Source organism: Pseudomonas monsensis (genome assembly GCF_014268495.2).
GTDB lineage: Bacteria > Pseudomonadota > Gammaproteobacteria > Pseudomonadales > Pseudomonadaceae > Aquipseudomonas > Aquipseudomonas monsensis.
This window is the reverse complement of the sequence record NZ_CP077087.1, coordinates 4,247,193-4,268,445: the sequence shown is the minus strand read 5'-3', so window position 1 is coordinate 4,268,445 and position 21,253 is coordinate 4,247,193. Positions and strand designations below refer to the sequence as shown.

The window sequence follows — 21,253 nt, the reverse complement described above, 5'->3', positions numbered from 1 at the left end:
CTCACTCAGACTTCTTCCAGTTCAACCAAAGCGCTGCCTTCGCCAACCATCTCGCCTTCCTGGCAATACAGCGCTTTGATCACCCCGGCGTGCGGCGCACGAATGCTGTGCTCCATTTTCATGGCTTCCAGCACCACCAGTTGTGCGCCGGCCTCGACAGATTGCCCGGCCTCAACCAGCACCCGCACGATGCTGCCGTTCATCGGTGCCGTCAGGCCGCCCTGATGACTGTGGCTGGCTTCCACGGCGCTGATCGGATCGTAAGCCTCAATGCGACGCAACTCGCCTTCCCATTGCAGGTACAGCGCATCGCCCTGGCGAATCGCCCGCAATGTCCGGCGTACGCCGTCGTGCTCGATGATCAGCGTTTCACCTGACAGCGTAGCGTTGCCAACAGCCCCCAGCGTCCGCGCGCGATCCTGACTCTCGCAAGTCAAATGCAGGGTCAGTTCCCGAGGCAGACCTGCTCGCAAGCCGCTGTTGAGCGACCACGGCGACGCGGGATCATCCGACCGTGCAATCGCCGGCAGACTCTGCGCAAACGCCTGCCCGGCGGCGGCCCAGAACTCATCGCTCAAGGGTTGTGGAGCAGGCAGCAGTTGCTCCTGGTAACGCGGAATAAACCCGGTATCCAGTTCCGCTGCGGCAAACGCCGGGTGCGCAATGATCCGCCGCAAAAAGTTGATGTTGGTCTTCAGTCCGCCAATCGCGAACTCATCGAGCATGCTCAACAACCGCAGACGCGCCTGTTCACGGTCCTCGCCCCAGGCAATCAATTTGCCGAGCATCGGGTCATAGAACGGTGAAATCTCGTCCCCTTCCTCAACGCCGCTGTCCACCCGCCGCCCCGGCCCTTGCGCCGACTCGCGATACAGCGCCAGACGCCCGGTCGCCGGCAGAAAATCATTTGCCGGATCCTCGGCATACAACCGGACTTCAATCGCGTGGCCATTGAGCGGCACTTGATCCTGAGTCATCGGTAACGCTTCACCACGGGCCACGCGAATCTGCCAGGCCACCAGGTCCAGACCGGTGATGGCTTCCGTCACCGGGTGCTCGACCTGCAGCCGCGTATTCATCTCCATAAAGAAGAATTCGCCGCGCGCATCCAGCAGGAACTCCACCGTGCCGGCGCCGACATAGCCAATCGCCTGGGCCGAACGCACTGCCGCTTCACCCATGGCGCGGCGCAGTTGCGGCGACAGCCCCGGTGCCGGCGCTTCTTCGACGACTTTCTGATGCCGACGCTGAATCGAGCAATCGCGCTCGTTGAGATACAGGCAATGGCCATGCTGATCGGCAAACACCTGGATTTCCACGTGACGCGGCTTGAGCAGGTATTTCTCCACCAGCATCCGCGAATCGCCGAACGATGACTGCGCCTCACGCTGGGCCGAGGCGAGGGCTTCGGCCAACTGGCTGACGTCCTCGACTACTTTCATGCCTTTGCCGCCGCCGCCCGCGGTGGCTTTGAGCAACACCGGATAACCGATGCGCTCGCAGGCCTCGCGGAAGGTGTCCAGATCCTGCGCCTCGCCGTGATAGCCGGGCACCAGCGGCACGCCGGCGGTTTCCATCAAGGCCTTGGCGGCAGACTTGCTGCCCATGGCGTCAATGGCCGCGGCGGGCGGGCCGAGGAAAATCAGCCCGGCCGCTTCGATGGCGCGAGCGAACCCGGCGTTCTCCGAGAGAAAGCCATAACCCGGATGAATCGCCTGGGCGCCGCTGGCCTTGGCCGCGGCGATCAGTTTGTCGATCTGCAGATAGCTCTCGGCAGCTTTGCTGCCACCCAGATCGACCCGGATATCGGCTTCGCGGCTGTGCCGCGCCTCACGGTCGGTGGCGCTGTGCACCGCCACGGTGGTCAGGCCCAGCGCCTTGGCGGTACGCATGACCCGGCAAGCGATTTCGCCGCGGTTGGCCACCAGCAGGGTAGTGATAACAGGTGCGTTCATCAACGCGACTCCTTGGTGATGGCTTGCCAGCTCGGCGGACGTTTTTGCAGAAAGGCGCGCAAGCCCTCCTGGCCTTCCGGGCTGACGCGGATCCGGGCGATGGCGTTTTCGGTGTAGCGCCGCAGCGCCGGAGTCAGCGCGCCGTTGCCGACCTCACGCAGCAAATCCTTGCTGGCGCGCATCGCGGCGGGGCTGTTGAGCAGCAGGTTGTCGATCCATTGCTCGACGGCCTGATCAAGCTCGGCAGCCGGGTAGCTCTCGGACAGCAAGCCGATTTCGCGTGCCCGCTGCCCGCCAAAACGCTCGGCGGTCAACGCGTATCGACGCGCAGCACGTTCGCCGATGGCCTGCACCACGAACGGACTGATCACTGCCGGCGCCAGACCGATGCGCACTTCCGACAGGCAGAATTGCGCGTCATCGGTGCCAATTGCCATGTCGCAGCAACTGATCAGGCCCAGCGCGCCGCCGAATGCCGCACCTTGCACCACGGCCACGGTGGGGATCTTCAGTTTGGCCAGGTTGTACATCAACTCTGCCAGTTCCCGGGCGTCGTCGAGGTTGGTGTGGTAATCGAGTTCAGCCGACTGCTGCATCCACGCCAGATCGGCACCGGCACTGAAATGTTTGCCACGCCCGCGTACCAACAGAAAGCGCAGGCTGGCATCGCTGGCGACCTTGTCCAGCGCCAGGATCAGCTCACGGATCATCTCGGCATTGAAGGCGTTGTTCTTTTCGGCGCGGTTGAGCCACAGGGTGGCGAAGCCTCTTGGGTCGCGCTGCAGTTCCAGGGTGTTGAAATCGCTCATGAGATTCTCCCGATCACATCCGGAACACGCCGAAGCGGCTCGGTTCGATAGGCGCGTTCAGCGACGCGGACAAGGCCAGGGCCAGCACATCGCGGGTCTGCGCCGGGTCGATGACGCCGTCGTCCCACAGCCGTGCGCTGGAGTAATAGGGGTGACCCTGCTCTTCGTACTGGTCGAGGATCGGTTGCTTGATCTCGGCTTCCTGCTCGGCGCTGAAGCCCTGACCGCTGCGTTCGGCTTGTTCACGCTTGACCTGCACCAGCACGCCGGCAGCCTGCTCGGCACCCATCACGCCGATGCGTGCATTCGGCCACATCCACAGGAAACGCGGATCGTAAGCCCGCCCGCACATGCCGTAGTTGCCGGCGCCGAAGCTGCCGCCGATGATCACGGTGAACTTCGGCACCTTGGCGCAAGCCACCGCCGTCACCAGTTTTGCACCGTGCTTGGCAATGCCGCCGGCCTCGTATTTCTGGCCGACCATGAACCCGGTGATGTTTTGCAGGAACAGCAGCGGAATGCCGCGCTGGCAAGCCAGTTCGATGAAGTGCGCGCCTTTTTGCGCGGCTTCGGCGAAGAGGATGCCGTTGTTGGCGAGGATCGCTATCGGGTAACCGTGCAGGTGCGCAAAACCGCAGACCAGCGTGGTACCGAACAGCGCCTTGAATTCATCGAACACCGAGCCATCGACCAGCCGCGCGATCACTTCACGCACGTCGAACGGCTGCTTGGCGTCGGCCGAGACCACGCCATACAACTCGTCGCTGGCGTAAAGCGGCGCAATCGGGGTGCGTTGTTGCACCTCGCCCAGCTTGCGCCAATTGAGGTTGGCCACGCTGCGGCGGGCGAGGGCGAGGGCGTGTTCGTCGCTCTCGGCGTAATGGTCGGCCACCCCGGAAACCTTGCAGTGCACATCGGCACCGCCGAGGTCTTCAGCGCTGACCACTTCACCGGTCGCCGCTTTCACCAGTGGCGGGCCGGCGAGAAAAATCGTCGCCTGATTGCGCACCATGATCGCTTCGTCGGCCATCGCCGGCACATACGCGCCACCGGCAGTGCACGAGCCCATGACCACGGCAATCTGCGGAATGCCCATCGCGCTCATGTTGGCCTGGTTGAAGAAGATCCGGCCGAAGTGTTCGCGATCCGGAAACACTTCGTCCTGACGCGGCAGGTTGGCGCCGCCCGAGTCCACCAGATAGATGCACGGCAGGCGATTTTGCTGAGCGATGGTCTGCGCGCGCAGGTGTTTTTTTACGGTCAGCGGGTAGTACGAACCGCCTTTCACCGTCGCGTCGTTGGCGACGATCATGCATTCGACGCCTTCGACCCGGCCGATCCCGGCGATCACGCCGGCCGCCGGTACGTCTTCGCCATACACGGCGTGCGCGGCGAGCTGGCTGATTTCGAGAAAAGGCGAACCGGGGTCGAGCAAACGGTTGATCCGCTCGCGCGGCAGCAATTTACCCCGCGAGGTGTGGCGTTCCTGGGCTTTTGCGCCGCCACCCTGCGCCACTTGGGCGAGCAGGGTGTGCAGGGCGTCGACCTGTTCAAGCATCGCCGCGCTGTTGGCAGCGAACTCCGCTGAACGGGGATTGAGCTGAGTGTGCAGAATCATGGGCTACTCCGTAGCAGCTTGAAGTTTCAAGCTACAAGCTGCAAGTTGAGTCAAGAGCGCATGTCTCTTGTCGCTTGAGGCTCGCAGCTTGCCGCTGACGAAATTCATTTCGTTTCGTTGAACAGCTCGCGGCCGATCAGCATGCGGCGGATCTCACTGGTGCCAGCACCGATTTCGTACAGCTTGGCGTCACGCAGCAAACGGCCCGCCGGGAATTCGTTGATGTAGCCGTTACCGCCGAGAATCTGGATCGCGTCGAGGGCCATTTGCGTGGCGCGCTCGGCGGTGTAGAGGATCACCCCGGCGGCATCCTTGCGGGTGGTCTCGCCGCGCTCGCAAGCCTGGGCCACCGCATACAGGTAGGCGCGGCTGGCGTTGAGTTGGGTGTACATGTCGGCGACTTTGCCCTGGATCAACTGGAACTCGCCAATGCTCTGGCCGAACTGTTTGCGGTCGTGGATGTACGGCACGATCAGGTCCATGCACGACTGCATGATCCCGGTCGGGCCGCCGGACAGCACCACGCGTTCGTAATCGAGGCCGCTCATCAGCACTTTCACACCGCCGTTGAGCACGCCGAGGATGTTCTCTTCCGGTACTTCAACGTCATCGAAAAACAGCTCGCAGGTGTTGGAGCCGCGCATGCCGAGCTTGTCGAACTTGTTGCTGCGGCTGAAGCCTTTCCAGTCGCGCTCGACGATGAACGCGGTGATGCCGTGCGGGCCTTTTTCCAGGTCGGTCTTGGCGTAGATCACGTAGGTATTGGCGTCAGGGCCGTTGGTGATCCAGGTCTTGCTGCCGTTGAGGACGAAGTGGTCGCCGCGTTTGTCGGCACGCAGTTTCATCGAAACCACGTCGGACCCTGCGTTCGGCTCGCTCATCGCGAGGGCGCCGACGTGTTCGCCGCTGATCAGCTTCGGCAGGTATTTGCTTTTCTGTTCGTGGTTGCCATTGCGATTGATCTGGTTGACGCAGAGGTTGGAGTGCGCGCCGTAGGACAGTGCCACCGAGGCCGACCCGCGGCTGATTTCTTCCATCGCCACCACGTGCGCCAGGTAGCCCAGACCTGCGCCACCGTACTCTTCCGGCACGGTGATGCCGAGCAGGCCCATATCGCCGAATTTGCGCCACATGTCGGCGGGGAACAGGTTGTCGCGGTCGATCTGCGCAGCACGTGGAGCGATCTGATCGGCGACGAAGGACTGAACCTGATCGCGCAGCATGTCGATGGTTTCACCGAGGGCGAAGTTCAGGGATGGGTAGCTCATGGGTCACCTTTTGGCTTTTTTGTAGGGTGGGGAGGGCGGTCGAACGGCTCTCACCTTTACGTTAACGTAAGCCTGCGGCGGATGGCTGTCAATCACCCTTTACGTTAACGTCAACTTGAGCCAGAGTAAGGGCAGTTCAAGATTGAAGCGGAGCAGACCTTGTGGGAGCGAGCTTGCTCGCGAAAGCGTCAGATCAGTCAACATGGATGCTGAATCCGCTGGCCTCTTCGCGAGCAAGCTCGCTCCCACCGGGATTAAATCCGACAAACCCATAAATAAAGACAATAGGGGTCGTCATGGATCAACCCAGTGCAAACCCGCAGCGCAGCTACACCCGTGGTTCTCAGGACAAAGCCCTGCTGGCGATGACCATCGGGCAGAAGTTCGATCACACCGCCGCGCAATATCCTGACGGTGAAGCGCTCGTCGTGCGCCATCAGCAACTGCGCTATTCCTGGCGACAACTGGCCGATGCGGTGGACCTGCACGCCAGAGCGCTGCTGGCGCTGGGTATGCAGGCGGGCGATCGGCTCGGAATCTGGGCGCCAAACTGCGCGCAATGGTGCATCACGCAAATCGCCACGGCGAAGATCGGCGTGATTCTGGTCAACATCAACCCGGCCTACCGCAGCACCGAACTCGAGTACGTGCTCAAGCAATCCGGCTGCCAATGGCTGGTCTGTGCCGGAGCGTTCAAGTCCTCCAACTACCACACCCTGTTGCAAGGGTTGGTGCCGGAACTGGCCGAGCAATCCATTGGCCAGTTGCGCAGCGAACGCCTCCCCGAACTGCGAGGGGTAATCAGTCTTGACGCGCAACCACCGTCAGGTTTTCTGGCGTGGTCGCAACTGGCTGATCTGGCCACCAGCATCTCTCCCGAACAACTACACGAACGCAGTGACAGCCTGCACTTCGATCAAGCGGTCAACATTCAGTACACCTCCGGCACCACCGGTTTCCCCAAGGGCGCGACCCTCAGTCACTACAACATCCTCAACAACGGCTACATGGTCGGCGAAAGCATCGGCCTGACGCCTGCCGATCGCCTGGTGATCCCGGTGCCGCTGTATCACTGCTTCGGCATGGTCATGGGCAATCTCGGCTGCATTACCCATGGCAGCACGATGATTTACCCCAACGACGCTTTCGATCCGTTGCTGACCCTGCACGCCGTGGTCGAAGAGAAAGCCACCGGTCTGTATGGCGTGCCGACCATGTTCATCGCCATGCTCGACCAGCCGCAACGTGGCGAATTCGATCTGTCGAGCCTGCGCACCGGGATCATGGCCGGTGCCACGTGCCCGATCGAAGTGATGCGGCGAGTCATCAACGAGATGCACATGAGCGAAGTGCAGATCGCCTACGGCATGACCGAAACCAGCCCGGTGTCGCTGCAGACCGGGCCAAACGATGAGCTTGAATTGCGCGTGACCACCGTCGGCCGCACCCAGCCGCAGCTGGAAAGCAAGATCATCGACGAAGCCGGCAATCTGGTGCCGCGTGGCACCATCGGTGAACTGTGCACCCGCGGTTACAGCGTGATGCTCGGCTACTGGAACAACCCGCAGGCCACTGCCGAAGCCATTGATGAGGCGGGCTGGATGCACACCGGCGACCTGGCGAGCATGAACGCCGAGGGCTATGTGAACATCGCCGGGCGCAACAAGGACATGATCATTCGTGGTGGCGAGAACATCTACCCGCGTGAGCTGGAGGAGTTTTTCTTCACCCATCCGGCCGTGGCGGATGTGCAGGTGATCGGCATTCCGTGCTCGCGCTATGGTGAGGAGATTGTTGCCTGGATCAAATTCCACCCGGGCCACAGTGCCACCGAGCTGGAATTGCAAACTTGGTGCAAGGAGCGCATTGCGCACTTCAAGACGCCGCGTTACTTCAAGTTCGTCGAGGATTTTCCGATGACGGTGACGGGCAAGATCCAGAAATTCAGGATGCGTGAAGTCAGCATCGAAGAACTACGCGAAAAGCAGGCTTGATAGGGATCAAATGTAGGAGTGAGCCTGCTCGCGATTGCGGTGTGTCAGTCGATGCAAATATTGACTGATGCACCGGCATCGCGAGCAGGCTCACTCCGACAGGGGATTTGGGGGGATTCAGGAATCGCAGAAAGCACAAAGGGGAGCCGAGGCTCCCCTTTAATTTTGTCGTCGCGTGCTCTTTTTATTATTGAGGGGCGGTCTGTTGTTGTTTTTGGCAACCGTTGCCCTTTACCGCTGTTTTTGGCGACCCCCATCCGGGGTCAAGAGCAAACGTATTTTTTTGAGCGCTGATCTGCTTTCTCGTTAAACGATCCAACCGATTCGGGAGCTACCTGAAGGTAGTTTTATTGTTCTCTGCCCGGTTGCGGGTCACTCCTGAGAGCACCCTGAAAAGCACACCTTCTCCAAAAAAATCTGTTAGCTGCGTCTCTGCCGTGTTGTTTTTGTTATGTCAGAGTCGGTACGTCTTATTTTTATTGGTTTGCTGCTTTTTATTCTTGTTATGCCATAGAGATAGCAGAAGCCGTGCCAACTTTTAAAATGCCTTATAAATCAATGTCTTAAGATTTTTCAGGATTTTTTGATCAGGCAGAACCAGACAATTTGTTTCCGTGTTACCCGCTTGCGTCCACATTTCGGACGCAGCGGTAACACCCATCCCCTCACTGTGCGCTACGGGCCTTGGCCACGCGCGAACCGCTCGGGCGACCGAGCACGGCACTGATTTGCTGACCCGCGGCAATCAAGGCGTCCAGGTCGATACCGGTCTGAATACCGAGGCCATTGAGCAGGTACACCACATCTTCGGTGGCCACGTTACCGCTCGCGCCTTTGGCGTACGGGCAGCCGCCCAGCCCTGCGATAGAGCTGTCGAACACGGCAATACCTTCGAGCAGGCTGGCATAGATGTTGGCCATGGCCTGGCCGTAGGTGTCGTGGAAGTGCCCGGCGAGTTTTTCCCGTGGCACTTGCGCCGACACCACCTCGAACAGACGGCGAGTCGCGCCCGCCGTGCCGGTGCCGATGGTGTCGCCGAGGGACACTTCATAGCAGCCCATCGCATACAGCTCGCGGGCGACCATCGCCACTTGCTCGGGGGCGACCGTGCCTTCGTACGGGCACCCGAGCACGCAAGACACGTAACCGCGCACGGTAACGCCGTGCTGTTTTGCGGCTTCCATGATCGGTGCGAAGCGCGCCAGGCTTTCGCTGATCGAGCAGTTGATGTTGCGCTGCGAGAACGCTTCGGAGGCGGCGGCGAACACCGCGACTTCCTTGACCCCGGCGGCGAGGGCGTCTTCAAAACCGCGCAGGTTCGGCGCCAATGCACCGTAGGTGACGCCGGGCTTGCGCTGAATCTGCGCGAACACCTCAGCCGAACCGGCCATTTGCGGTACCCACTTGGGCGAAACGAAACTGCCGACTTCTATATAGCCAAGACCGGCAGCGCTGAGTGCATCGACCAGTTGCACCTTGTCGGCCACGCTGATCGGTTGGGCTTCGTTCTGCAGGCCATCGCGCGGGCCGACTTCGATCAGGCGTACTTGGGAGGGGAGGGACATGGGCGGACCTGCTCTGGTAAATTCGTGGAGAACCCCTGTAGGAGTGAGCCTGCTCGCGATCGCGGAGTGCCAGATAAAAACTGCTTGACTGATACACCGCTATCGCGAGCAGGCTCACTCCTACAGGGGGATTTGTGTTGTTTGTCAGATGGCCTGCTGGCTCTTGAGCGTCTGCTCCAGCGCCTGCACGCAGCGCTCTTCGGCGGTATCGAGTTCCAGCTTCATCTGCTCAATGTCGAGCAACTGTTGCTCCAGTTGTTCGCGACGCTCGCTGATTTTCGCCAGCATGCTGTTGAGCTGTTTGGTGTTACCGCTGGAGGGGTCGTAGAGTTCGATCAGTTCGCGGCATTCGGCCAGGGAAAAACCGATGCGCTTGCCGCGCAGGATGAGCTTCAGGCTGACCTTGTCGCGGGGCGAATAGATGCGTTCCTGACCGCGACGCTCGGGGCTGAGCAGGCCTTGTTCTTCATAAAAACGGATCGCCCGGGTGGTGATGTCCAGCTCGCGGGCGAGGTCGGAAATACTGTAGGTCTGACTGCTCATGAAAGCGCTCGAAAGAAGGTCTTGGCGCTAAGCTAATGGCTGGTTGACGTTTACGTCAAGCAAGAAAAGGATCGCAGCCTTGGGCGACTCCTGCACCTGTCTGTGCAGGAGCTGCCGAAGGCTGCGATCTTTTGCTCTTTCTTCAAACCGCCTGCTTATCCAGCTTCTTCTCCTGCGCCGTCACCTGCTGGCACAACTCGATCATCTGTTCTCGCATCCAGCGATTGGCCGGATCCTGATCGGTGCTTTCATGCCAATACAGGTGCGTTTCCACCGGCGGCACATCATTCACCGGTAAATTGAACGCCTGCAGTTCATGGCGTCGGGCAAACCGCTCCGGCACCGTCATGACCATGTCGGTCTGTTGCATCACCTGCGATGCCATCAGATAGTGCTGCGAGCGCAGGGCAATCTTGCGCTGAATGCCCATTTTGCCGAGGGCCAGATCGACATACCCCAGGCCGCTGCGGCGGCTGGAAATATGGATGTGGGTCAGCGACAGGTAATCATCCAGCGACAGTTTTTCCTTGCCCGCCATGGGGTGACCCTTGCGCATCGCGCAGACGTAACGGTCTTCCATCAATTTGACGTGGCGCACCTGCGGGTCGGTGTTGAGCGGCGCATCCACGGCGAAGTCGAGGCGCCCGGCGGCCAGTTCCTTGGTGGTTTCCCGGCGTTTGGACAGAAAACTTTCGATGATCACCGTCGGCGCCAGACGACGCAGGCGCTGGAACAGCGGCGGCAGAATCACCGCTTCGGTGAGGTCGGTCATGCTGATGCGGTAGGTCTTGACCGCTTGCGCCGGGTTGAAAATGCGGCTTTCCTGAACCGATACGCGCAGCAGCGACAGGGCGTTGCGCACCGGGCCGATGATGTTCTGCGCCATCGGCGTCGGCACCATGCCCTGGGCTGTGCGCACGAACAGCGGGTCGTTGAAGGTTTCACGCAACCGCGCCAGGGCGTTGGACACCGCCGGCTGGGTGATGCCGACAATCTGCCCGGCGCGGGTCAGGTTGGCTTCGGTGTAGATCGCGTCGAAGACGATGAAAAGGTTGAGGTCGACCTTACTCAGATTCATAACGCGGCTTCTCTTGTTTTTAGGGGCGAGTGTTCAGGGGCTGATGATCAGTGAATCATATATCGGTGATGAATGTTTATACACGCCGAGAATAGGCTAGGTAAATTATCAGCGCTGTTCTAGCATCGAATGCATGACTTAAACAACCTCTGCCACAGAAGGTATTCGCTCATGGATTTCGCTTATTCGCCCAAGGTGCAAGAACTGCGTGAGCGCGTGACCGCGTTCATGGACACTTACGTTTACCCGGCCGAAGCCGTGTTCGAACGCCAGGTTGCCGAAGGCGATCGGTGGCAACCAACGGCGATCATGGAAGAGCTCAAAGCCAGGGCGAAGGCTGAAGGTCTGTGGAACTTGTTTCTGCCCGAGTCAGAACTCGGCGCCGGCCTCACCAACCTGGAATACGCACCCCTGGCGGAAATCATGGGCCGCTCGTTGCTCGGTCCTGAGCCGTTCAACTGCTCGGCGCCGGACACCGGCAACATGGAAGTGCTGGTGCGCTACGCCAATGAAGAACAGAAACAGCGCTGGCTCGAACCGCTGCTGCGCGGCGAGATCCGTTCGGCGTTCGCCATGACCGAACCGGACGTTGCCTCGTCCGACGCCACCAACATGGCCGCCCGCGCCGTGCGCGATGGCGACGAGTGGGTGATCAACGGCAAGAAGTGGTGGACCTCCGGCGCGTGCGATCCGCGTTGCAAGATCCTGATCTTCATGGGCCTGAGCAATCCCGACGCTCCGCGTCACGCCCAGCACTCGATGATCCTCGTGCCGGTCGACACCCCCGGGGTGAAAATCCTCCGTCCGCTACCGGTATTCGGTTATGACGATGCGCCCCACGGTCACGCCGAAGTGCTGTTCGACAACGTGCGAGTGCCGTACGAAAACGTTCTGCTCGGTGAGGGCCGCGGTTTCGAAATCGCTCAGGGGCGACTTGGCCCAGGCCGCATTCACCACTGCATGCGTTCGATCGGCATGGCCGAGCGTGCGCTGGAATTGATGTGCAAGCGTTCAGTGAGTCGCACCGCGTTCGGCAAACCCTTGGCGCGTCTGGGCGGGAATGTCGACAAGATCGCCGACTCGCGGATGGAAATCGACATGGCACGCCTGCTGACATTGAAAGCGGCCTACATGATGGACACCGTCGGTAACAAAGTGGCGAAGAGCGAGATCGCGCAGATCAAGGTGGTTGCGCCGAATGTGGCGCTGCGGGTGATCGACCGGGCGATCCAGATGCATGGCGGGGCCGGGGTGTCGAACGATTTCCCGCTGGCCTACATGTACGCCATGCAGCGCACCCTGCGCCTGGCCGACGGCCCGGACGAAGTGCACCGCGCAGCGATTGGCAAGTTCGAGATCGGCAAGTATGTGCCGAAAGAGATGCTGCGCAGCGAGCGCTGATCCTGGACTGAGTTATCGTTCATCGCTGGCAAGCGAGCTCCCACAGTGTCCGAGTCGTACACAAAATTTATGTACGCTCAAAAAACCTGTGGGAGCTGGCTTGCCAGCGATGACGCAAGCAGGTTCAACACATCAACATCAGGCTCAATACACCCAAACCTCAACCCGCCGATTCTTGATTCGCCCCTCATCCGCGCTGTTCGCCGCCACCGGCATCAACGCGCCAAACCCGCGTACCTCACGCAACACCACGCCGTTCTTCACCAACTCCCGTCGCACCGCCATCGCGCGCAGTTTCGACAATAAATCCGCCCGCGCCGGGTCATCCTTTTCATCACCAAAGCCCACCAGCGTCACCGCCCGGTCGGTTTTGTCATGGCGTTCTATATAGTCGAGTACGCGGGCGAGATCCTGACGCGCCTTATTGTCCAGGTTCGCGCTGCCTTCCTCGAAACGGAAGTTCACCGTCAGACGTTGGGCGTGGCGGCTGAGGGATTGATAGCCCTCGGGCATCAGTGCATTCGGCGCGACGCTCATGGCGTGTACGGTCTGGCTGATAAAACCGTTGGCTGCGACGATTGCCTGCCCCTGCGGACTTTGCGCAAACGCAACCAACGCCTTCGCCCATGGATGGTTGCTGTCGGGCGGTAGGTAGAAGAACAAGCGCCGCGACAGCGGATAGTCCTCGGTGGCGATCAGGCTGTTGAAGGGGAGCATTGATTGCGACGCGCCATCGGCAATCGCCACGGCTTTGGCCTGACGCACATAGGGCAAACCGATAAAGCCAATGCCCTGCGGATCGGCGCTGACCGCGTCGGACAATTGCTCGCTGGACTCAAAGCGTTTCGCCGCGCTGTTCAGACTTTTCCCGCGACGATTGAGGACCAGTTCCTTAAACGTGTCGTAGGTGCCGGACTGGTCATCACGCGCATATAAATGAATCGACCCGCCACGCCCGCCAAGCGCTTCCCAGGTTTTCACCTCGCCGGCGAAGATCCGCGCCAGTTGCTCGGTGTCGAGCTGCTGCAGCGGATTGTCGGGGTGCAGGATGATTGCCAGGCCGTCGATGGCGATGACTTGCTCGGCTTCAGGACTCTTCATGTCGCCGAGCGCTTGCAGGCTCAGCAGTTCGCTGTCCTTGATCGGACGGGATGACGCGGCGAGGTCGGCAGCGGCGGCTTTCAGCGCCGTGAAGCCGGTGCTGGAACCGTGAGCGGCGATGTCCACGACCACGCGTTTACCTTGCGCGGTCTGGCCGACGACGCGTTGTTCGTTGGCGGTGTCCGGGGTTTCGCGGTGGACTTTGAGCAAGCCTTGTTCCTGCAACAGGCCCTCGACCAATGCGGGGCCAAGCGCCGCGCCGATGGTGTTGGAACCCTGAATGCGCAACACCGGGCCGTTTTCAGAGATGGGCAGGGTGGCGGCAGACACCGACAGCCATGCACTCGACAGAAAAACGAACAGAACACGCAGGGTCATGCCGGCACCGAATCAAGCCAAGGGGATTGCCGGGGAGATTAAGTCAGGCGCATGACCGAAACATGACACCGATGAAACTGTGGGAGCGAGCTTGCTCGCGAATACGGAGTGTCAGTCACCCGATATGTTTCTGATGCAACGCATTCGCGAGCAAGCTCGCTCCCACAGGCGATTCGAAGGTCAGGCCAGTTCCAGCCAGATCGGCGCGTGATCCGACGGTTTTTCCATCCCGCGCAATTCATAGTCCACGCCCGCGTCCTTGACCCGTGGCAACAGACCATGGGAGGCGAGGATCACGTCGATGCGCAGGCCACGTTTCGGCTCATCTTCAAAGCCACGGCTGCGGTAGTCGAACCAGCTGAACCTGTCGGTGACGTCCGGGTTCAAGTGGCGATAGCTGTCGGTCAGGCCCCAGTTTTTCAGGCGCGCCATCCACTCGCGTTCTTCCGGCAGGAAGCTGCATTTGCCGGTTTTCAGCCAGCGCTTCATGTTGTCCGGGCCGATGCCGATGTCGCTGTCTTCCGGGGAAATGTTCACATCGCCCATCACCACCAGCGGCTGTTCGTTGTGGAACTGGCTTTCCAGCAGGGCCTGCAGATCACTGTAGAAACGCTGTTTGGCGGGGAATTTGGTCGGGTGGTCGCGGCTTTCGCCCTGCGGGAAGTAGCCGTTCATGATGGTCACCGGCACGCCATTGGCGTCGGCGAACGTACCCCAGATGAAACGGCGCTGGGCGTCTTCTTCATCGGTGGCGAAGCCTTTGTGAACAGCGATCGGCTCGTTGCGCGAGAGCAGGGCGACGCCGTAATGGCCTTTCTGGCCGTGGAAATACACGTGGTAGCCGAGGGCGCGCACTTCTTCGAGCGGGAACTGGTCGTCGTGGACTTTGGTTTCCTGCAGGCCGATCACGTCCGGCTGGTGTTTTTCGATCAGCGCTGCCAGCTGATGCGGACGGGCGCGCAGTCCGTTGATGTTGAAGGAAACGATCTTCATGGTCGGCAGTCCTGGCAAAAGGGCGATGCTAGCTGACATGGGGGAGATGGGCCAGCGTGGGGCGGGAGAAATCATTTTTGGCGGTAGGATTTGTGTTGCCTGGGCGGGCCCCATCGCTGGCAAGCCAGCTCCCACAGGTTTCTCGGGTGCACATGAATGTTATGAACGACGCGGACACTGTGGGAGCTGGCTTGCCAGCGATGGGCCCCACCCGGTCGATGAAGATCCAGCCTTGGTCTATACCTGTGGGGAACTGCGCCAGCCGCAAAAGGTTCGTACCAACAAGAGCGCCGCCATTTGGACGCGCCTCGGGGAGAATCATCGTCATGCCTGAAACCCAGACCGCCATCGCCGATATTCACATGCTCGACCGCGGTTATTCCCGCGAAGCCCGATCGCTGCTGTATCAGGCCTATCGCCACGAACCGACCTTCGGTTACCTGTTCGAGGCCGAGCGGCCCGGCTATGAGCAACGGGTGCGCGCCACCGTGCGGGAGCTGGTCAAACAGCATTTTCTGCAGGAACTGCCGGCCATCGGCCTGTTGGTCAACGACCGGTTGATCGGCATCGCCCTGATCGCACCGCCACAGCGTCGCCTGGGGATTACCGAAAGCTGGGCATGGCGCCTGCGCATGGTGCTCAGCACCGGTTTGCGCTGCACTCGGCGTTATCTGGAGTACCACAATGCCGTCGCCGCCTGTGTGCCCGGCGATTCGGTGCACATGCTGCCGCTGCTCGGGGTGCACCCGCAGTTCCAGGGCAAACATTTCGGCGAGCAACTGCTGACCGCCGTGCACAACTGGTGCGCCGTCGATGAAACCTCTCAAGGCGTGGTGCTCGACACCGGCAACCCGCGATACCTGGAATTCTATAAACGTCAGGGTTATGAGGAGATTGGCGAAGTTGCCGTCGGCCCGGTGCGTGAACACGTATTTTTTCACGCCAATCCACAGCTGTTACAAACAGCAATGGCTTGACCATCGAACTTTTTCGGAAATTTCCTGTTCTATCACGCTCCCAAGCCCGTGATAGCATCCGCGCCTATGAAGTTTCCAGGAAGATTTACCAGTGGCGTGCTCATGCTGTTAACCAGCTGCGCGGCGCTGGCGCAAAGTGAATTGGATGTGCGGATCAAACCGTCCAACGATGAACTGAAGGCCAATATAGAGGGCTATATCGGCAGCCTCGGCGATCGTGACGAAGCAGCGTTGCTGCGCTTCAGTCGCGGTGCCGAGGAGCAGGCGCGCAAGGCCGCCCAGGCCTTGGGCTACTACCAGCCGCAGATCGACAGCGACGTCAAGGGCGGGGAAAAACCGCGGCTTGTGCTGAAAATTGATCCCGGCGAGCCGATTCGCCTGCGTAACGTCACCATCCGTGTCGACGGCCCGGCGGCCGCTCTCAAATCCTTTCGTGTACCGAACAGCGACGTGCTCAAGTCCGGCGCGGTGCTCAACCATGGTCGCTACGAAGACGCCAAACGGCTGATCCAGAACCAGGCCTCGCGTTTCGGCTTTTTCAGCGGCCATTTCACCAGCCAGAAACTCATGGTCGACCCGCGCGCGGGGGTGGCCGACATCGAACTGATCTACGACAGCGGCCCGCGCTATGCACTGGGCAAAGTCAAATTCGAAGGCGACACACCGTTCGACGAAGACCTGCTGCAACGCATGGTGCCGTTCAAGGAAGGCGAACCGTATGACTCCGAGTTGATTGCCGAACTCAACCGCGACCTGCAATCGAGCGGTTATTTCGAAGGCGTGCGCGTTGATGCCGCGCCCACGGCGGCGAAGAACGACGTGATTCCGGTGGACGTCAAACTCGACACGCGCAAGCCGCGCACCATGGGCCTGGGCCTCGGTTATTCGACCGACGTCGGCCCACGGATCAAGGCCAACTGGACCCGCCACTGGGTCAATCCGCAAGGCGACAGCTACGGCTGGGAAGCCGAACTGTCGGCACCACGGCAGAACGTCGGGCTGTTCTATGACATCCCGCTCGACCCGCCGCTGACCGACAAACTGCGCTGGGCCGGCGGTTATCAATATGAAGACATCGACGGTTCCGACACCCTGAGCAAGCTGCTGACGTTCGGCCCGGAATGGCACAGCAAGCTGCCCAGCGGCTGGCAGCGGGTCATTTCGTTGAAATGGCAGCGTGAGGAATACCAGCTCGGTGACGACTCCGGTCTCAGCACCTTGCTGATGCCCGGTATCAGTTACTCGTACCTGAAAAGCGACAACCGCATCGACCCGCACAATGGCTATCGCCTGACGTTTGAAAGCAAAGTGGCGAAGGAAGGCCTCGGCTCGGACAACAACCTGCTCTATGGCACCGCGTTGATCAAAGGCCTGACCACCGTATTCGACAACCATCGCTTCCTCGGGCGGGTGCAGGTCGGCGGCAGTGCCACCAACGGCTACAACTCGGTACCGCCGTCGCTGCGCTTCTTCGCCGGTGGTGACCAGAGCGTGCGCGGTTACGACTACCAGAGCCTGTCCCCGGAAAACGCCAAGGGCGACCGTATCGGCGGGCGCTACATGGTCGCCGGCAGCGTCGAGTATCAATATTCGATCGCCGAGAAATGGCGGGTGGCGACCTTCGTCGACCAGGGCAACTCCTTCAACAAACTCGAACTGCCGAACCTCAAGACCGGGGTCGGTATCGGTGTGCGCTGGGTCTCGCCGGTGGGGCCGATCCGCCTCGACCTGGCCCACGCGCTGGACGACGATGGCGGCATCCGGCTGCACTTTTCCATGGGGCCTGAGCTGTGAAGCGTGGTTTGAAAATATCCGCAGTGGTGCTGTTGGCGCTGCTGCTGTTGATTGTCTTGAGCATCAGCGCCGTGCTCGGCACCCAAGCGGGCAGTCGCTGGGCGCTGGGGTGGATGCCCGGTCTGAGCGTGGAGAATTTCCAGGGCCGCCTCGGCGGGCAGTGGAGCGCCGATCATCTGGCATGGCAGCAGGACAGCAGTCGGGTCGAGCTGGACAAGCCGATCTTCGCCTGGTCGCCGCTGTGCCTGACCCGCATGACCCTGTGCATCGACCAGCTCAAGGCGGATCAGGTCATTCTGCAATTCCCGCCGAGCGAGGAGACGACTGACAGTGGCCCGATCAAACTGCCGGACCTGCAACTGCCGGTGGCTATCGAACTCGGTGACGTGCAAGTCGGCAGCCTGCTGTTCAACGGCAGCGAGCAGCTCAAGGGCCTGCAACTGGCGGCGCACTGGACCGCCAAGGGGATGCAGATCGACAGCGTCAAACTGCAACGCGACGATCTGAGTCTGAACCTCTCCGGCCTGCTGCAACCGACCGGCAACTGGCCGTTGAACATCGCCGGCGACCTGAGCCTGCCATCGGTCGGCACAAGCCCCTGGACGCTGGCGCTCAAGGTTGACGGCGACCTGCTGAAAACCCTCAAACTGCATGCCGACAGCCGCGGTTACCTCGATGGCCAGTTGAACGGCGAGCTGCAACCGCTGGCGGAAAACCTGCCGGCCAAGGTGCGCATCACTGCGGAGGCGTTCAAACCGAGCGCTGATCTGCCGGACACCCTGCAACTCAATCAATTGGTACTGACCGGCGAAGGTGACCTGAAAAACGGCTATCAGCTAAACGGCAATGCCACGTTGCCCGCCGACAAAGGCCCGGTGGCGCTGCTGCTCAAAGGCAAGGTCGACGCCAGCGGTGCGCAGATCGCCGGCCTCGACCTGACGGCCAACGACAAACAAAGCCTCGCACTCACCGGCAGCGTCGACTGGAGCAAAGGCCTCACGGCTCAGGCCAACATCAATTGGCAGGATTTTCCGTGGCATCGGCTGTATTCCGAGATTGACGAGCCGCAAGTCGCCTTGCGTACCTTCACTGGCGAAGTCTCCTACACCGACGGTCAATACATCGGTAACTTCGCCGCCGCACTGGATGGCCCGGCGGGGGCGTTCAGCCTGAGCAGTCCGTTCAGCGGCAGCCTGAAACAGATCGCTTTGCCGCAACTGAAAATGGAAGCCGGGCAGGGCAAGGCCGAGGGGCATGTGAACGTGCAGTTCGCCGACGGCATCGCCTGGGACACTGCGCTAGAACTGTCAGCGTTGAACCCGGCGTACTGGGTCGCCGAGTTGCCGGGCACATTAGCTGGACCGCTGAAAAGTAAAGGCGAGATGAAGAACGAGCGCCTGAGCCTGACCGCCGACCTCGACTTGAAAGGCAAACTGCGCGGTCAGCCGGCGATCCTGCAAGCCAAGGCTGACGGTGCCGGCGAGCAATGGAACCTCAACGCCCTGCAAATCCGCCTCGGTGACAACAGCATCAACGGCAAGGGCAGCCTGCAACAGAAACTCACCGGGCAGATCGACATCAAGCTGACACGGCTGGCCCAGCTCTGGCCGCAGCTGCGCGGGCAGGTCACTGGCCAGGTCAACGTCGCCGGTACGCTGAAAGCACCGCAAGGCAAGCTCGACCTGCAAGGTGCGCAACTGGCATTCCAGGACAATCGCCTGCAAAGCCTCAACCTCGATGCCAGCCTCGACAATGCGCAACGGGCGAAGGTCGATCTGAAGGGCAGCGGGATTCAGGCCGGCGACACTAACCTCGGCGTGTTGACCGCCAGCGCCCAGGGCGACATCAAAAGCCAGAAGCTCAACCTCGACCTGATCGGGCCGAAACTGAAACTGGCCTTGGGGCTGGACGGCAATCTGGACAAGGGCAACTGGCGCGGACGTCTGGCCAGTGGTGACATTCAGGCCGGTGGGCAGGACTGGAAACTGCAAAACCCGGCCAGGCTCGAACGCCTGGCTGACGGCAAGATCAACTTCGGCGCGCATTGCTGGATGTCCGGCAATGCCAGCCTGTGCGGTGAAGACCAGCGGCTGCTGCCCGAGCCGAAATTGCGCTACCACCTCAAGCAATTCCCGATCGAAAGCCTCGCGCAATGGTTGCCGAAGGATTTCGCCTGGCAGGGCAAGCTCAACGCCGACCTGCAACTGGACCTGCCGGCCAGCGGCCCGAACGGCGTGGTCAGTATCGACGCCAGCGGCGGCACTTTGCGCATGAAGGAAAAGGATCAGTGGCTGGACTTTCCGTACCAGACCCTGAAACTCACCAGCAAACTCACACCGAAGCGCATCGACACAGACCTGAACTTCGTCGGCGGCAAGCTTGGCGAACTGATGGTGCAGGCCCAGCTCAATCCACTGCCAAAGAACAAACCGCTGAGCGGCTCGTTCCGTCTTAGCGGGCTGGATCTGTCGGTGGCGCGGCCGTTTGTACCGATGGTCGAAAAGCTCACCGGGCACTTGAACGGCAGTGGCACGATTTCCGGCGGGCTGCTGGCGCCGCTGGTCAACGGCACGGTGAAACTCAGCGACGGCGAAGTCTCCGGCGCCGAGTTGCCGCTGGAACTGAAGGATCTGCAACTGCAAGCGGTGATCGCCGGTGAAGCGGTGCGCCTCGACGGTGGCTGGAAGAGCGGCAAGACCGGCCAGGGCAGCCTCAACGGCAACGTCGCCTGGGGCCAGGCGCTGATGGTCGATCTGGCGTTGAAAGGCACGCAGTTGCCGGTCACCGTCGAGCCCTACGCCAAGCTGGAAGTAGCACCGGACCTGAAGATTTCCATGGCCGGCGACGAGTTGAAAATTGCCGGCAAGGTGCAGGTGCCGAGAGGCGAAATCACTGTGCGCGAACTGCCGCCCTCGACGGTGAAAGTCTCCGACGACACGATCATCGTCGGTGCGCAGACCGAAGAGGGCAAGCCGCCGATGGCGATGAAAATGGACATCGACGTGGTGGTCGGCGAAGACAAACTGAGTTTTGCCGGCTTCGGCCTGACCGCCAACCTGCAAGGTCACGTGCACATCGGCGACAACATGGACACCCGCGGCGAACTGTGGCTCAACGACGGCCGATACCGCGCCTACGGCCAGCGCCTGAACGTGCGCCGTGCGCGTCTGTTGTTCGCCGGCCCCATCGATCAGCCGTATCTGGACATCGAAGCGATTCGCCAGACCGATGACGTGATCGCCGGTATTCGCCTGAGCGGCAGCGCCGAGCAGCCGACCACGCAGATCTTCTCCGAGCCGGCCATGAGCCAGGAGCAGGCGTTGTCGTATCTGGTCCTCGGGCGGCCGCTGAGCACCAACGGCGAAGACAACAACATGCTCGCGCAAGCGGCGTTGGGGCTAGGCCTGATGGGCAGTTCCGGGGTGACCAGCGGGCTGGCCAAGGACCTGGGCATTCAGGACTTCCAGCTCGACACCCAAGGCAGTGGCAACACCACCAGCGTGGTCGCCAGTGGCAACATTTCCGAGAAGCTCAGTTTGCGTTATGGCGTCGGCGTGTTCGAACCGGCCAGTACCATTGCGCTGCGTTACAAGCTGAGCAAGAAGGTCTATCTGGAAGCGGCCAGCGGTGTCGCCAGTTCGCTGGATATCTTCTACAAGCGCGATTTCTAGATCGCGCTTGCTTCTTGAATCGGGTCGCTGTCATCGCTGGCAAGCCAGCTCCCACAAGTCTGTCCGGCGCACCTGAATGTTGTGCCCGGCAAGGACCCTGTGGGAGCT

At 61.0% G+C, this 21,253-nt stretch carries 14 protein-coding genes; 5 read left to right on the top strand and 9 right to left on the bottom strand.

All coding sequences use genetic code 11. The features are described 5' to 3' along the window. Positions 1 to 5 precede the first annotated feature (5 nt). From HV782_RS18725 to HV782_RS18710, 4 genes are all read right to left on the bottom strand, one after another. On the bottom strand, positions 6 to 1,955 hold the full coding sequence (locus HV782_RS18725; protein WP_186744408.1) for an acetyl/propionyl/methylcrotonyl-CoA carboxylase subunit alpha: 1,950 nt from the start codon (positions 1,953 to 1,955) through the stop codon (positions 6 to 8). Continuing rightward, complete coding sequence (locus tag HV782_RS18720) at positions 1,955 to 2,764, bottom strand: gamma-carboxygeranoyl-CoA hydratase (RefSeq protein WP_128615417.1); 810 nt, start codon at positions 2,762 to 2,764, stop codon at positions 1,955 to 1,957. Before HV782_RS18720 ends, HV782_RS18725 begins: the two co-directional genes overlap by 1 nt. Before the next feature lie 13 nt (positions 2,765 to 2,777). Further along, positions 2,778 to 4,382 carry a carboxyl transferase domain-containing protein gene (locus HV782_RS18715; RefSeq protein WP_123462379.1) on the bottom strand — a complete coding sequence of 535 codons (1,605 nt, stop codon included), beginning with the start codon at positions 4,380 to 4,382 and terminating at the stop codon, positions 2,778 to 2,780. A 104-nt stretch (positions 4,383 to 4,486) separates the two neighbouring features. Continuing rightward, positions 4,487 to 5,650, bottom strand: coding sequence for an isovaleryl-CoA dehydrogenase (locus HV782_RS18710; RefSeq protein WP_186744406.1), 1,164 nt, complete (start codon positions 5,648 to 5,650; stop codon positions 4,487 to 4,489). A 296-nt stretch (positions 5,651 to 5,946) separates the two neighbouring features. On the opposite strand from HV782_RS18710, the gene HV782_RS18705 reads away from it, so the two are divergent. Continuing rightward, complete coding sequence (locus tag HV782_RS18705; RefSeq protein WP_186744404.1) at positions 5,947 to 7,644, top strand: AMP-binding protein; 1,698 nt, start codon at positions 5,947 to 5,949, stop codon at positions 7,642 to 7,644. 665 nt (positions 7,645 to 8,309) lie between these two features. Here the strand turns inward: HV782_RS18705 and HV782_RS18700 are convergent. The 3 genes from HV782_RS18700 to HV782_RS18690 all read right to left on the bottom strand — a co-directional run bounded on the left by HV782_RS18700 (position 8,310) and on the right by HV782_RS18690 (position 10,830). Continuing rightward, positions 8,310 to 9,209 (bottom strand): hydroxymethylglutaryl-CoA lyase, encoded by a 900-nt coding sequence (locus tag HV782_RS18700; protein ID WP_128616369.1) that lies wholly within the window; start codon positions 9,207 to 9,209, stop codon positions 8,310 to 8,312. A gap of 144 nt (positions 9,210 to 9,353) precedes the next feature. Beyond that, on the bottom strand, positions 9,354 to 9,752 hold the full coding sequence (locus HV782_RS18695; protein ID WP_042559912.1) for a MerR family transcriptional regulator: 399 nt from the start codon (positions 9,750 to 9,752) through the stop codon (positions 9,354 to 9,356). 142 nt (positions 9,753 to 9,894) lie between these two features. Continuing rightward, positions 9,895 to 10,830 (bottom strand): LysR family transcriptional regulator, encoded by a 936-nt coding sequence (locus tag HV782_RS18690; RefSeq protein WP_128616368.1) that lies wholly within the window; start codon positions 10,828 to 10,830, stop codon positions 9,895 to 9,897. A gap of 171 nt (positions 10,831 to 11,001) precedes the next feature. On the opposite strand from HV782_RS18690, the gene HV782_RS18685 reads away from it, so the two are divergent. After that, on the top strand, positions 11,002 to 12,231 hold the full coding sequence (locus HV782_RS18685; protein WP_123462387.1) for an acyl-CoA dehydrogenase: 1,230 nt from the start codon (positions 11,002 to 11,004) through the stop codon (positions 12,229 to 12,231). A 144-nt stretch (positions 12,232 to 12,375) separates the two neighbouring features. Here the strand turns inward: HV782_RS18685 and HV782_RS18680 are convergent, their stop codons facing one another. After that, the gene (locus HV782_RS18680) at positions 12,376 to 13,710 is read right to left on the bottom strand and encodes a substrate-binding domain-containing protein (RefSeq protein ID WP_186744402.1); all 1,335 of its coding nucleotides are present in this window, start codon (positions 13,708 to 13,710) and stop codon (positions 12,376 to 12,378) included. 180 nt (positions 13,711 to 13,890) lie between these two features. Further along, positions 13,891 to 14,703 carry an exodeoxyribonuclease III gene (gene xthA / locus HV782_RS18675; protein ID WP_186744399.1) on the bottom strand — a complete coding sequence of 271 codons (813 nt, stop codon included), beginning with the start codon at positions 14,701 to 14,703 and terminating at the stop codon, positions 13,891 to 13,893. Positions 14,704 to 15,029: 326 nt separating this feature from the next. Between xthA and HV782_RS18670 the strand changes: the two genes are divergently transcribed. The 3 genes from HV782_RS18670 to HV782_RS18660 all read left to right on the top strand — a co-directional run bounded on the left by HV782_RS18670 (position 15,030) and on the right by HV782_RS18660 (position 21,145). Continuing rightward, positions 15,030 to 15,680, top strand: a complete 651-nt coding sequence (locus tag HV782_RS18670) for a GNAT family N-acetyltransferase (protein WP_186744397.1) — start codon at positions 15,030 to 15,032, stop codon at positions 15,678 to 15,680. 66 nt (positions 15,681 to 15,746) lie between these two features. Beyond that, positions 15,747 to 17,474, top strand: a complete 1,728-nt coding sequence (locus HV782_RS18665) for an autotransporter assembly complex protein TamA (RefSeq protein ID WP_186744396.1) — start codon at positions 15,747 to 15,749, stop codon at positions 17,472 to 17,474. Continuing rightward, entirely contained in the window at positions 17,471 to 21,145 is a 3,675-nt protein-coding gene (locus HV782_RS18660) for a translocation/assembly module TamB domain-containing protein (protein WP_186744394.1), read from the top strand. Before HV782_RS18665 ends, HV782_RS18660 begins: the two co-directional genes overlap by 4 nt. Positions 21,146 to 21,253 lie beyond the last annotated feature (108 nt).

Bases quoted from the DNA above. Each gene is read 5' to 3' on its own strand.
- HV782_RS18725 (WP_186744408.1), bottom strand. From the start codon at position 1,955: ATGAACGCACCTGTTATCACTACCCTGCTGGTGGCCAACCGCGGCGAA.
- HV782_RS18720 (WP_128615417.1), bottom strand. From the start codon at position 2,764: ATGAGCGATTTCAACACCCTGGAACTGCAGCGCGACCCAAGAGGCTTC.
- HV782_RS18715 (WP_123462379.1), bottom strand. From the start codon at position 4,382: ATGATTCTGCACACTCAGCTCAATCCCCGTTCAGCGGAGTTCGCTGCC.
- HV782_RS18710 (WP_186744406.1), bottom strand. From the start codon at position 5,650: ATGAGCTACCCATCCCTGAACTTCGCCCTCGGTGAAACCATCGACATG.
- HV782_RS18705 (WP_186744404.1), top strand. From the start codon at position 5,947: ATGGATCAACCCAGTGCAAACCCGCAGCGCAGCTACACCCGTGGTTCT.
- HV782_RS18700 (WP_128616369.1), bottom strand. From the start codon at position 9,209: ATGTCCCTCCCCTCCCAAGTACGCCTGATCGAAGTCGGCCCGCGCGAT.
- HV782_RS18695 (WP_042559912.1), bottom strand. From the start codon at position 9,752: ATGAGCAGTCAGACCTACAGTATTTCCGACCTCGCCCGCGAGCTGGAC.
- HV782_RS18690 (WP_128616368.1), bottom strand. From the start codon at position 10,830: ATGAATCTGAGTAAGGTCGACCTCAACCTTTTCATCGTCTTCGACGCG.
- HV782_RS18685 (WP_123462387.1), top strand. From the start codon at position 11,002: ATGGATTTCGCTTATTCGCCCAAGGTGCAAGAACTGCGTGAGCGCGTG.
- HV782_RS18680 (WP_186744402.1), bottom strand. From the start codon at position 13,710: ATGACCCTGCGTGTTCTGTTCGTTTTTCTGTCGAGTGCATGGCTGTCG.
- xthA (WP_186744399.1), bottom strand. From the start codon at position 14,703: ATGAAGATCGTTTCCTTCAACATCAACGGACTGCGCGCCCGTCCGCAT.
- HV782_RS18670 (WP_186744397.1), top strand. From the start codon at position 15,030: ATGCCTGAAACCCAGACCGCCATCGCCGATATTCACATGCTCGACCGC.
- HV782_RS18665 (WP_186744396.1), top strand. From the start codon at position 15,747: ATGAAGTTTCCAGGAAGATTTACCAGTGGCGTGCTCATGCTGTTAACC.